Source organism: Iamia sp. (assembly GCF_035575815.1).
Taxonomy (GTDB): domain Bacteria; phylum Actinomycetota; class Acidimicrobiia; order Acidimicrobiales; family Iamiaceae; genus Iamia.
This window is the reverse complement of record NZ_DATLXO010000062.1, coordinates 1-12,083: the sequence shown is the minus strand read 5'-3', so window position 1 is coordinate 12,083 and position 12,083 is coordinate 1. Positions and strand designations below refer to the sequence as shown.

Annotated in this window: 11 protein-coding genes; 6 read left to right on the top strand and 5 right to left on the bottom strand. The window is 72.1% G+C overall.

Annotated elements, in window-relative coordinates; genetic code table 11:
- Positions 1-18: 18 nt before the first annotated feature.
- On the bottom strand, positions 19-303 hold the full coding sequence (locus VNL12_RS06190; protein ID WP_325592590.1) for a hypothetical protein: 285 nt from the start codon (positions 301-303) through the stop codon (positions 19-21).
- 128 nt (positions 304-431) lie between these two features.
- On the opposite strand from VNL12_RS06190, the gene VNL12_RS06185 reads away from it, so the two are divergent.
- Together VNL12_RS06185 and VNL12_RS06180 are read left to right on the top strand one after the other, a co-directional pair.
- On the top strand, positions 432-809 hold the full coding sequence (locus VNL12_RS06185; RefSeq protein WP_325592588.1) for an amidohydrolase family protein: 378 nt from the start codon (positions 432-434) through the stop codon (positions 807-809).
- A gap of 171 nt (positions 810-980) precedes the next feature.
- On the top strand, positions 981-1,916 hold the full coding sequence (locus VNL12_RS06180; RefSeq protein ID WP_325592586.1) for an endonuclease domain-containing protein: 936 nt from the start codon (positions 981-983) through the stop codon (positions 1,914-1,916).
- Positions 1,917-2,056: 140 nt separating this feature from the next.
- Here the strand turns inward: VNL12_RS06180 and VNL12_RS06175 are convergent, their stop codons facing one another.
- Both VNL12_RS06175 and VNL12_RS06170 read right to left on the bottom strand, forming a co-directional pair.
- On the bottom strand, positions 2,057-2,782 hold the full coding sequence (locus VNL12_RS06175; protein WP_325592584.1) for an HAD-IA family hydrolase: 726 nt from the start codon (positions 2,780-2,782) through the stop codon (positions 2,057-2,059).
- Positions 2,779-4,128: a M20/M25/M40 family metallo-hydrolase gene (locus VNL12_RS06170; protein WP_325592582.1), complete on the bottom strand. Its 1,350-nt coding sequence runs from the start codon at positions 4,126-4,128 to the stop codon at positions 2,779-2,781. Before VNL12_RS06170 ends, VNL12_RS06175 begins: the two co-directional genes overlap by 4 nt.
- A 116-nt stretch (positions 4,129-4,244) precedes the next feature.
- Between VNL12_RS06170 and VNL12_RS06165 the strand changes: the two genes are divergently transcribed.
- From VNL12_RS06165 to VNL12_RS06155, 3 genes are all read left to right on the top strand, one after another.
- Positions 4,245-5,705, top strand: coding sequence for a histone H1-like repetitive region-containing protein (locus tag VNL12_RS06165; RefSeq protein WP_325592580.1), 1,461 nt, complete (start codon positions 4,245-4,247; stop codon positions 5,703-5,705).
- A gap of 103 nt (positions 5,706-5,808) precedes the next feature.
- Positions 5,809-6,591, top strand: coding sequence for an exodeoxyribonuclease III (locus VNL12_RS06160; RefSeq protein ID WP_325592578.1), 783 nt, complete (start codon positions 5,809-5,811; stop codon positions 6,589-6,591).
- Between the two features lie 62 nt (positions 6,592-6,653).
- A complete protein-coding gene (locus VNL12_RS06155; protein WP_325592575.1) occupies positions 6,654-7,370 on the top strand; it encodes a PaaI family thioesterase in 717 nt (238 codons plus the stop codon).
- A 12-nt stretch (positions 7,371-7,382) separates the two neighbouring features.
- Here the strand turns inward: VNL12_RS06155 and VNL12_RS06150 are convergent, their stop codons facing one another.
- Positions 7,383-7,871, bottom strand: coding sequence for a DUF2505 family protein (locus tag VNL12_RS06150; RefSeq protein ID WP_325592573.1), 489 nt, complete (start codon positions 7,869-7,871; stop codon positions 7,383-7,385).
- A 49-nt stretch (positions 7,872-7,920) separates the two neighbouring features.
- Complete coding sequence (locus VNL12_RS06145; RefSeq protein ID WP_325592571.1) at positions 7,921-9,912, bottom strand: ATP-dependent DNA helicase UvrD2; 1,992 nt, start codon at positions 9,910-9,912, stop codon at positions 7,921-7,923.
- Between the two features lie 541 nt (positions 9,913-10,453).
- Here VNL12_RS06145 and VNL12_RS06140 point away from each other — a divergent pair.
- Positions 10,454-11,932, top strand: a complete 1,479-nt coding sequence (locus VNL12_RS06140) for an HNH endonuclease signature motif containing protein (protein WP_325592569.1) — start codon at positions 10,454-10,456, stop codon at positions 11,930-11,932.
- Positions 11,933-12,083 lie beyond the last annotated feature (151 nt).

Below are 12,083 nucleotides of genomic sequence, written 5' to 3'. Positions count from 1 at the left end.
GGCCAACGACGAGGGCACTCAGGCGATGGAGATGCCGGCTGAGTACATGTTCAAGGGCGTCCCGACCTCGGGGATGACGAGGTCGGCGATACGGTCCGGGTCGTGCTGGGGGAGATGGCCAAGCACCGCATCTCCACCTTCGTCGCCGGGGTGCACGAGAACGAGCACTCGCGCCGCGCCGTGCGCGAGTTCCCGCAGCACTTCGCCGGCATGCTCAACGTCGACCCCAACGAGGGCATCGGGGCCCTGCGCACGATCGACGCCGCGGTGGACGAGTGGGGGGCTTCGCTCAAGGCGATCCACGTGTGGGGCACAGGATGCAACCCGCAGGTGCCGCTCGACGACAAGCGGATGTACCCGATCTACGCCAAGTGCATCGAGATCGGACGGCCGATCATCGTCTACGCCGGGGTGCCGGGGCGCGCATCCCGATGGCACCGCAGCTGCCGATCCTGCTCGACGAGGTGTGCTGGTTCTGGCCCGAGCTGCAGATCGTGGTGCGCCACGGCGCCGATCCGTGGACCGAGCTCATGGTCAAGCTGCTGCTCAAGTACCCCGGCCTCCACTACTCGACCAGCGCCTTCGCGCCGAAGTACTACCCCGAGGAGATCATCCGCTTCGCCAACAGCCGGGGCGCCGAGAAGATCATCTACGCCGGCTACTACGCGGCCGGGCTCACCCTCGATCGCATCTTCGGCGAGCTGCCCCGGGCGCCCTTCCGCGACCACGTCTGGCCCCAGTTCCTCCGCGAGAACGCGGCCCGGGTGTTCGACATCGTTCCCGTCCCCCCACCCGAGCCCCCGACCTGACCCTCACCCCCATCGAACTGGTCGCGAGGTCCGTCGCGGAGGCGACGGGAACCGCGACCGGTTCGAGGTCTCGTCGGTTCTGGTCGCGGAATCCGTCGCGGGGGCGACGGGAACCGCGACCGGTTCGGGCGCCCGGCGCTCATTGTCACAGGGGGTGAGTGGAATGGGTCGATGAACGATCTCGATCATCGACTCACGAAGCTCGCCGAGGACCAGCTCGGTCTCATCGCCTGGCGCCAGGCGGTCGGCTTCGGCCTCACGGAGAACGCGCGTCGGCACCGCCTGCGGCGAGGCGACTGGCTGGCGTGGTCTCCCCGGGTGGCGCGCCACGCCGGGACGCCGGCCACCGATGCCCAGCGCGCACTGGCGGCGGCCCTGGACGCGGGTCCCGCCGCCTTCGTGTCCCATCACGCCGCCGCTGCCCTCTGGGGGCTGCCGGGCTTCACGCTCGATCCCCTCGAGCTCATCGTGACGCGCTCGCGGAGCAGCTGGGCGCGCCCCTACGTCGTGCACCACCCACGTCATCTACCTGACCCCTTCGCGACGGTCCTCGATGGGGTGCCGGTCGTGCGACCCGCAGTGGTGCTGTTGCAGCTCGCGCCGCTCGTCCATCCCGAGAAGCTCAAGCGCCTGTTCGATTGGTGCTGGAACCGTCGTCTCCTGTCGGCGCCTTCGGTGCGTCGCGAGCTCGACCCCCTCATGCACCGAGGTCGGCCCGGGACAGCGGCGCTGCGGGAGCTGCTCGACCGCCTCCCGGATGACTACGTCCCTCCGGCGAGCAACCTCGAGGCTCGCTTCGATGCCATCGTGACGCAGGCCGGCTTCCCGCCCATGCGTCGCCAGGTCGACCTGGGCGACGACGAGAGGTGGTGCGGACGGGTGGACTTCGTCGCCGCGGACCTTCCGCTCGTGATCGAGGTCGACAGCGATCGCTACCACTCGGCCCTGAGCGACGAGGCTGACGATTGCGCCCGCCAGGCTCGCTTGGACAGCGCAGGGTTCGTGGTCGAGCGCGTGTCGGAGTTCGCCGTCTGGCATCGCCCACGAGAGGTCGTCGACGCGGTCCGTCGCGCCCGGTCGAAGGCGCGTCTGACCCGAGCGGCGTAGCGGTCGCGATTCCCGTCGCGGGAGCGACGGATCTCGCGGCCAGAACCGACGAGGCCTCGAACTGGTCGCGGTTCCCGTGCCTCGAGCGACGGATCTCGCGACCAGTTCGATGGGGGCGGGGTGGGGGGCGGCGCGGCGGGTCAGGACAGGGGGAAGCCGACGACGGCCTCGAGCTCGGCGATGGCGACGGCGGGGTCGCCGACCTTGATCGTGGTCATGCCGATGGCGCGGGCCGGCTTGAGGTTGACCCCGAGGTCGTCGAGGAAGACAGCCTCCGACGCCTCGATCGACAGCGCGGCGCACGCCCGTTCGTAGAACGCAGGGTCGGGCTTGCGGACGCCCACGACCGACGACTCGATGATCACGTCGAAGAGGTCCAGCACGGCGCGGTGCGAATCGCCATCGCCATCTTCGCCGCCGATCAGGTTCGAGCCGTCCGAGCCGTCAGGAGGGCCACCGGCCATGGGGGTGGCGCGCATGGTGACGACGTTGTTGGTCAGCAGGGCCGTCTTCAGTCGCTCACCGCAGCGCCGGAGAGCGGTGACCATCGCCGGGCGCAGCTCACCGCGCAGGAGCCCGAGCACCTCCCGGGCGTCGACCTCGCCGCCGAGGGCCCGGGCCTCAGCCTCGAACCGGTCGCAGAACTCGTCGAGGTCGAGCTCGTTGCGCTCGAGGCGGGCCCAGGCGTTGTCGTCGGGGTCGGTGGCGTTCACCCGACGAAGGAAGCCGTCCGGCAGGCCGTGGGCCTCCTCGTAGTGGGCGAAGGCCTCGAAGGGGCTGGAGAGGATCACGCCGCCGAAGTCGAACAGGGCGGCGGTGATGCCTTCCACCGGTCGGGGGGCGTCGGGCCCGTCGAGCCCGCTCACGATCCGCCGAGGAGGTCGATGGCCACGGCCTCCCACATCTCGGTCGACAGCCGCAGCGATTCGGTGTCCACCCGCTCGTCGTCACCGTGGAACATGCGGCCGAAGTCCTCGTAGCGCAGGTTCCGACTGAATAGGCCGAAGCCGTAGGCGGTGGCGCCGAGGCGCCGGAAGAACCGGGCGTCGGTGGCGCCGGCGATGAGCATCGGCACCGTCTGGCTGCCCTCATAGAAGCGCGACGAGACGCGGGTCAACGAGTCCCACAGCGGCGTGTCGACGGGCGATTCGGTCGCGGGGTCGAACACCGCGGGCTCGACGGTCACGTCGTCGCGCAGGTCGCCGACGGCCTCGGCGATGATCGCCTCGATGGCCGCCGCGTCCTGGCCGGGCAGGGTGCGGACGTCGACCTCGAGACGGACCTCGTCGGGGATGGTGTTGATCTTCGAACCGCCGTGGGCGATGTTCGGGCTCAGCGTGGTGTGGGTGCACGCGTGGAAGAGACGGGCCATCCCGAGGGGCAGCTCGGCGATGCGGTCGTCGATGCGATCGGCGTCGAGCAGCGGTGCGATGACCTCGTCGGGCAGCCCCATCGAGGCGAGGTAGCGCTTCCACACCTCACCGATCTGCGCCTCGGGCCGGTGCTCGGCGATGCGCCGCACGACCTCGGCGGCCTTCACCAGCGCGTTGTCGGACTTGTAGGGCTGGGACCCGTGCCCGGCGGTGCCCCGCACGGTGATGCGGCACCAGTAGCAACCCTTCTCGCCGACCATGACCGGGATCTTGGTGCCGGTCGGGCTCTTCATGGGGATGCCCCCGGATTCCGTGAGCACGTAGTCGGTGCGCACCGAATCGAGCTCGTGGTCGGCGAGGTGATGCGCGCCCCAGGTGCCCGATGCCTCCTCGTCGGCGACGGCGGCGAAGACGAGTGTGCCGTCGGGGCGCCACCCGCGGGCGGCCAGGCGCCGCATCGCGACGGCCATCGATGCCGTGAGGTTGAGCATGTCGATCGCTCCTCGCCCCCACACCTCTCCGTCGACCAGCTCGCCGCCGAAGGGGTCCCGCCGCCAACGGTTGCCGTTGGCGGGCACGACGTCGAGGTGTCCGAGCAGGGTGAGCGTCGGGGCGCGTGGGTCACGACCCTCGATGCGACCGACGAGGCTCTCGCGCCCGGGCTGGGGCTCGTAGACCTCGAGGTCGAGGCCGGTGCCCTCGAGGTGGGCGCGCAGCGTCGCGACCGACCGCGCCTCGTTCCCCGACGCCACCGACCCGTCGTTCACGCACTCGTTGCGGATGAGGTGCTGGAGGAGGTCGGTGACCTCGGCGGTGGGGTCGTCGAGGGCAGTGGCCATGGCGCCGCAACCTACCAACGGCTCGTCCCCCAACGCCTGACCCAACTATCGAGGCGCGGGTTCCGAGGGCTGCATCCGCGCCACCCCTTGACGGGCGTAGTTGACTCTGACCCGACATGTCCGCCGCCAACGCCATCAAAGATCACGTCATCGTCGACGGATCCAACCTCGCCACCGAGGGCCGCACCCTGCCGAGCCTCGCCCAGCTCGACGAGGCGGTGCGAGCGTTCCTCGACGAGTACCCCCGCACGCGCATCACCGCCATCGTCGACGCGACCTTCGGCCACCGCATCGCCGCCTCGGAGAAGGACGCGTACGAGCAGGCCGTGCTCGACGGCGACCTCGTCGCCCCGCCCGCCGGGGCCATCGGACGGGGTGACGCCTTCGTGTTGGCCATCGCCCACAAGGCGGAGGCCACGATCCTGTCCAACGACTCGTTCCAGGAGTTCCACGGCGAGTACGACTGGCTCTTCGACGAGGGTCGGCTGATCGGCGGCAAGCCGGTCGATGGTGTCGGATGGGTGTTCGTCGGCCGGGTGCCGGTGCGTGGGCCCGCGAGCCGACGCTCCCAGCGCGGCGCCCGCGACCCCAAGGCGAAGCTCTCGAAGACCGACAAGGCCAAGGAGGCCGCCGCGGTCGAGGCCGAGGTCGCGGCCCGGCGAGGAAACGTGGTCGGGGCCGACAAGCCGGCGCGCTCACGCCGCCGAGGCGGCACCCCGAAGGCGAACGAGCCCCCGTCGACCAAGGTGCCGGCGGCCAAGGCCAAGACGGCAGACACGACCGACCGCGCCGCCTCCACGGGTCGCGGTCGACGGGCAGCGGCGCCCGACGCGCCGTCCGATGGTGGCGAGGAGGGCGGCGGTCGCGGCCGTCGACGTCGGTCACCGGCGAAAGCGGCCGACGCCATCAACGAGTCAGGTCCCTTCGTCGAGTTCATCTCGACCCACGCCGTCGGGAGCGAGGTCACCGCAGTGGTCGACCGCTTCTCCTCCCACGGTGCCTATGTGGTCGTCGGTGACGCGCAGTGCTACGTGCCGCTGCGCGCGATGGCCGACCCCCCGCCCCGAAGCGCCCGAGAGGTGCTGACGGTCGGGGAGTCACGGATCTTCGTCGTGGCGTCGTTCGACGCACCGCGACGGAGCATCGACCTGGCCCTGCCAGGTCACCAGGTGACGGGTGACTCCGTCAGTGAACCGATCACCACCCAGGAGGCACTCCAGATGGCAACCGCCAAGAAGTCCGCAACCAAGAAGTCCGCCGCGAAGAAGGCTCCGGCCAAGAAGGCTCCGGCGAAGAAGTCCGCCGCGAAGAAGGCTCCGGCCAAGAAGGCTCCGGCGAAGAAGTCCGCGGCGTCGAAGGCTCCGGCGAAGAAGGCTCCGGCGAAGAAGTCCGCGGCGTCGAAGGCCCCGGCCCAGAAGTCCGCCGCGAAGAAGTCCGCAGCCAAGAAGTCCGCCGCGAAGAAGACTCCGGCCCAGAAGTCCGCCGCGAAGAAGTCTCCGGCGAAGAAGGCCACCGCGAAGAAGGCCACCGCGAAGAAGGCTGCGGCGAAGAAGGCCCCGGCCAAGAAGCGGGGCTGACGCCCGCCCCGAGGGTGCCGGGGATCGGAGTGGGTCGATCTCCACCTGCGGCTCCGCCGCCACCGGTCGATCGGCACGGCTCGGCAGCCCTATCGTCGTCTCAGTGCGCATCGCCACCTGGAACGTGAACTCGCTCAAGGCCCGGCTGACCCGGGTCGAGGAGTGGCTCGGCTACGCCCAGCCCGACGTGGTGTGCCTGCAGGAGACGAAGTTGGCCGACAGCGCGTTCCCCGCGCTGGCCTTCCAGACCCTCGGCTATGAGTCGGCCCACCACGGCGAGGGGCGATGGAACGGCGTCGCCATCCTCAGCCGGGTTGGTCTCACCGACGTCGTGGCCGGCTTCGGCGACGACGGCGCCCCTGACCCCGAGGCCCGGCTGATGTGGGCGACGTGCGGCGGCGTGCGCGTGGCGAGCGCGTACGTGCCCAACGGTCGCGCCGTCGACCACGACCACTACCGCTACAAGCTGGCGTGGCTCGAGCGCCTGAGGCTCGAGCTCGAGCACCGGTACGACCCGACGGAGCCACTCGTCGTCGCCGGCGACTACAACATCGCCCCCTCCGACGCGGATGTGTGGGACGCCACCCAGTTCGTCGCCGCGACCCACACCAGCGTTCCGGAACGCCAGGCGTTGCAGGCGTTGCTCGATTGGGGACTGGTCGACACCTTCCGGCGCCGCCATGCCGAGGACGGCCTGTTCTCGTGGTGGGACTACCGCGCCGGTCGGTTCCACAAGCGCCAGGGCATGCGCATCGACCTGCTGCTCGCGACCGAGCCGCTGGCCCACGCGGTGTGCTTCGCGCTCATCGACCGCCAGGCCCGCAAGGGCAGTCAGCCGAGTGATCACGCCCCCGTGCTGATCGACGTCGAGGTCGCCCGCCTGTGAGCGAGCCGCGAGCGAACCAATCAGCACGGGCGCCGATGAGCCCCCGAGCCGAGGAGCCTCCCGTGGACCCCACCTCCCGCCCGCTCGACATGTCGGGGCCGTCGGCCCGGGTCCTGGCCCAGACCGACGACGGGGTTTCGCCCCGGCGCACCGCGCTGCGGCGCATTGCGGCAGCCAACCGGGCCCTCATCGAGGACATGGTCGGCACCGAGGTGCCGCCCGAGGACCTCGACCGCGTGGCGTCGGAGCTCGAGGCCATCGGGGCGCGCTTCCGCCACGACCGGCCCCGCTCGATCTACGAAGGCATGGCCGAGGCGGCCATGTCGGGCGGCGACATCGAGCCCTTCTTCGACCACAGCCCGCTGATCGGCCTGGCCAACCCGCTGGCCCCACCGATCGCCATCGAGCTGGGCGCCGACGTGGTCACCGGCCGGGTCACCTTCGGTTCGGTGTACGAGGGGCCGCCGGGGTGCGTGCACGGCGGTTTCGTGGCCGCCGCCTTCGACGAGGTGCTGGGCTCGGCGCAGACCTTCTCCGGGGCGCCGGGCATGACGGCCAGGCTGACGGTCAACTACCGCAAGCCCACCCCGTTGCACGCGCCGCTCGTCATCGAGGGTCGCTTCGACCGCAGGGAGGGCCGGAAGGTCTTCACCAGCGGTCGCATCCTCGCCGACGGCCACGTCACCGCCGAGGCCGAGGGGCTCTTCGTCTCGATCGACGTGACCAAGTTCCGCGAGCTGGCCGCTGGCTTCAACCGCCGGGTCGCGGACGAGTCGTGACCGGCGCCCGGGCTACGTGCTCAGGAACGCCTCGACGTGGGCCACCTCGGCCTCGAGGTGCTCCCTCAGCCCCGACACGATCGCCTTCTCCACCGCGCCCGCCACGAGCAGCGCCTTCACCTTCAGCTCACCGTCGATGCGCCGGATCGTTGCGTCGCCGTCGGCCTCGTAGTGGTAGGCGCCGGTGCAGCGCAGGCGATCGGCGTAGTGGTCCGGGTGCAGGCGCACCGCCACCGAGCGGGCGCCGACGTCGTGCACCGACTCCTCGACCCAGGAAAGCTTGTCGGGGCTGACCACGGCGGTGACGGCAGGGGAGAGCTCGGCGATGAAGCGGTACCGGATGCGCAGCGTCACCACCCCGCCGTGCTCGACCCGCTCGAGGACGTCGGGTGGGCCGAGCTTCGACGTGCCGTCGAAGGTCTCGTAGAGCTCGGCGCTGGCGTAGGCGGCCGCCACCTCGTCGAGGGGGGCGGCGATGGACTGGGTCAGCTCGAAGCGCACAGCGGCTCCTCCTGCGGACGGGCCGACGGGGGCGTCGACTCGCAGCCCCTCATGGGCGCGAAGCGTGCGTCGCCGGATCGCGGTGCTGGCGAACGATGCGCAGCAGAGCGTCGCCGTGGGCGTCGAGGGTGAGCGGACCCACGCCGAGCACCGTGGCCAGGCCGGCGCCGTCGGTCGGTTCCTGGCGCGCCACGTCGGCGAGGATGCGATCGCTCAGCACCACCGCGGGGGGCATGCCGACCTGACGAGCCGCCTCGGCGCGCCAGTCCTGCAGGGCTCGGAGGAGCGCGAGGGGGTGATCCTCGCCCTCGGCGGGAGCCAGTGCCCGTCGGGCCGCCTCGAGCCCGGGACGGGGGTCGGCGGGGCGCGCGGCGCGGGCGAGACCGCCGAGGGCGTCGGAGAGAGCGGCCAGGTAGGGCGACGGGCGGCGCACGACCTCCCGGTCGCGCAGGGTTCGCTGCTCGGCCCAGGACAGCCGGACGACGTCCTCCGCCCGCGTGAGGGCGACGTGGAGCAGCCGTCGCTCCTCGGACTCGGCCTCGGGGGTGCGGGCGTGGCTGACGGGCACGAAGCCGTCCTCGAGGCCGGCGATGTGCACCACCGGCCACTCGAGGCCCTTGGCGGCGTGGAAGGTCACCACGTCGATGGCGTCGCCGTCGCGCCCCGGGCCATCGGCGCCGACTGCGGTGGCGAGCCACGGACGCAGGTCACCGGCGGTGGCGGTGGGTTCGAGGGCGCTCAGCTCCCGGCCGAGGCGGAGCACGGCGGCGAGGGCGTCGGCCCGTTCCACGCCGCCGGGATCCGCGGTGGCCTCGTCGACCATCGCCTCCAGGTCCTCGAGGGCGATGCGCAGATGCCGGCCGCGATCGCTCGTGAGCACGCGGAGCGCGTCGCGCACCATCGGGCGCCCCAGGAGCGGGTCGGCCCCTCGGAGTCGGAACGGGATCCGAGCGTGGACGAACGCCTCTTCGATGAGCGGCATCTGGCCGTTGGTGCGCACCAGCACCGCCTGGCGGTCCCACCGGGTGCCGGGGGCGTGCAGGAGGCGTGCCCCGCCAGCGATGCCGCGAGCTTCCTCGACATCGCTGGCATAGGCGGTGATCGACGGGACCTCACCGGCGGGACGGTGGGCGACGAGGCGCACCCGCGCCCGAGCCCCGAGGGCGGTGCTGGCGAGGTGCAGGATCTGCGGTGTTGAGCGGTAGTTGCCGGTGAGCGCAACGACCTGGGCCCCCGGGTGGTGCTCGGCGAAGCGGGTCAGGTAGGTCGCATCGGCGCCGTTCCAGCGGTAGATGGCCTGGTTCGGGTCGCCCACCACGCAGAGGTCCTCACCCTCGCCCAGCCACCCCATCAGCAACCGGTGCTGCAGCGGGTTGACGTCCTGGAACTCGTCGACGAACAGGTGCCGGAACCGCCACCGCTGGGCGGCGGCGAAGGCGTGGTCGTGGTCGAGGGCATCGGCGCAGCTCGCCAGGATGTCGTCGAAGTCGACCACCCCTCGGCGTCGCTTCTCGGTCTCATAGGCGGCGTAGAGCCGGGCCACCTGGTCGAACGGTGCCCCGATGCGCCTGTCCTCCTGGTGGGCGGCGGCGGCGTAGTGATCGGGGGCGATGCGCCGGGCCCGGGCCCACTCGATCTCGGTGGCCAGCGCGACGGGCGCCAGCGACCCCCGGCCCGGCAGGGCGGCCAGCACCCGCCCCTTGCGGTCGAGCAGGCCGGGCATGGTCCGGCCCCGGTCGCTCCACAGGGTCCGCAGCTGCGCCCAGGCCATGGCGTGGAAGGTGCCCACCGTCGGCCGGTCGCGGAGCCCGAGGGCGGCGAGGCGCACCCCCATCTCGGCCGCCGCCTTGCGGGTGAAGGTGAGGGCCAGGACGTGGCGCGGGTCGGCGCGACCCTCGACCGAGCGGTGGGCGATCCGGCGGGTGAGCACCCGGGTCTTGCCCGATCCGGCGCCGGCGAGGATGCACAGCGGCGCGCCGGGGTCGACGACGGCCCGACGCTGCTGGGCGTCGAGCCCGACGAGCAGGCGGTGGGCGTCCACCCCCGCACCCTACGGTCGGACCCGGTCCCGCTGGGGGCGTGGTGAATCGACGCGGCGCGACAACGCCACCGACGGGGCACGCTCGTCGACACCTGGGCGACGGTCGGGTCGTGCGCCCAGGTGGGACGCAACGTCCACCTCTCCGGCGGCGTCGGCTGGGCGGGGTGCTGGAGCCGCTCCACATGGCCACGACGAACGATCGCAGCTCGGCCCGTTGCACCGCTTCTCCATGTTGCGCATGGCCTCGGTGCGCGCCGCGCCGGCGCGGACCTGGCGGCGCCGGTCGTCACCGGCGACGACGCGTTCATCGGCAGCCGTTCGCTGGTGTCGAGGGCGCGAGGGTGCTGGAGGGGCACGCTTGGCCCCCGTTGGATGCTCGCCGCCTCGACCCGCGCGTTCGACTCCGAGTCGGGCGACGAGCTGCCCTGCGGAGAGGTACCGGCCCGGGCCGGGGCCGTCGGGTCGACCCGGGTCCGACGCTTCCGGCGGGACGGCCGTCGGCCAATCCTGACTGTCGTACCCTCCGGGTACAGTTGTTCCCATGGCGACGGACCTGTCACTCGAAGCGGCCCAGGAGACCGACGCGGTCCGGCGCGCCTTCGACGACGAGCTCGCCGGGGTGGCCGGGGTGCGCAACGCGGCTGATGCCCGCCTGGTGGATCTGGTGGTCCGGGCCCTGGCCGGGGGTCTGTGGCGGGGGCACCGGGTCCACACCCCGGTGCAGTGGTTGATGTGGCGGGCCGGGGTCTCCCGTTCGGTGGCGCGGCGGGTGGTGGCTCTGGCCCGGCGGGCGCCGGTGTTGCCGGTGACGATGGCCATGTTCACCGGGGGGCGGTTGTCGTTCGATCAGGCCGCGACGGTGGCCCGCTACACGCCGGCGGAGTTCGAGGCGTCGGTGGCCGAGATGGCCCAGTTCGCCACGGTGGCCCAGATCACCACCGCAACCCGGTCCTACGGTTTTGACACCGAAGCCCGACCCGCCGACGCCCCGGAGCCGACCCCTGACGAGCCGGTCCTGCCGGACCCCGAACCAGAGGTCGACCGCGAGGTCGCCTTCGGGACCGAGGACTCGGGGCTGTGGTGGGCCCGGATGCGCCTCCCTGCCGATGAGGGCATGGCCATCGAAGGAGCGCTGACCGCCGCCCGGGAGCGGCTGCACTCCGAGGCCCGCGCCGCGGCGAAGGCCCGGGCGACGGCGGAGGGCCGGTCGATGAAGGATCTCGACGTGCGGCCCCCGTCGTGGGCGGATGCCGCGGTCGGGGTGGCCCACTCGATCCTCGCCGGCGGCGCCGGCGGCGCGGAGATGGCCGCCCGGTCCCGGATCCTGTTGCACCTCGAGACCCCCGACGGCCAGAGGGGCCACGGGCGGTGGATGGGGTCGCTGCACCTGGGTGGGGTGCTGCCTGATGAGCTGCGCCGGTACCTGTCCTGCGACGGCGACGCCCAGATCATCTGGCACAAAGATGGGGTCCCGGTGAACGTGGGCCGTGCTCATCGCATCGTGCCCCGCCGGATCCGCCGGCTCATCGAGCATCGCGACCGGGGGTGCCGGGTGCCGGGCTGTGACCAGACCTACTGGTTGCAAATCCACCACATCGTGCATTGGGAAGACGACGGTGAGACCATCACCGCCAACCTCATCTGCCTCTGCTCGGCCCATCACCGGATGCACCACCAGGGCCTGTTGGGCATCGTCGGCCACGCCGATCACCCGAACGGGGTCACCTTCACCGACCGGTACGGCAACCACCTCAACGGCGCCACCCGGGCCCGACCCCCCAAGGCCACCGACATGCCGACCGTGGGCGCCTACCGGTGCCCCACCGGCGAACGCCTCGACCGCTCCGCCGTCCACTTCAACCGCACACCCAGCCCCGCCCCCGACGACGCCGCGGCCGACCCCGGGCCCACCTCCGAGGGCGGCCCACCCGGCCGCCGACGACGAGGCGCCCACTGTCGCACCACCGGCCGGCCCGAAACCGCGACCCCCGACGGATCACGCGCCCCGCCGGCGTCCTGATCTCGAACGATCGAGCGAACGCGGGGCCTCCAGGGTTCGACCGCGTTCATCGATGCGCTGCGAAGGGGTGGACCGGCCGCGGCACACCTCGGGGGTCGCGCCGCACCGGCGCCGAGCCGTGACGGTGGGTGATCTCCGTCGAGGAGATCTG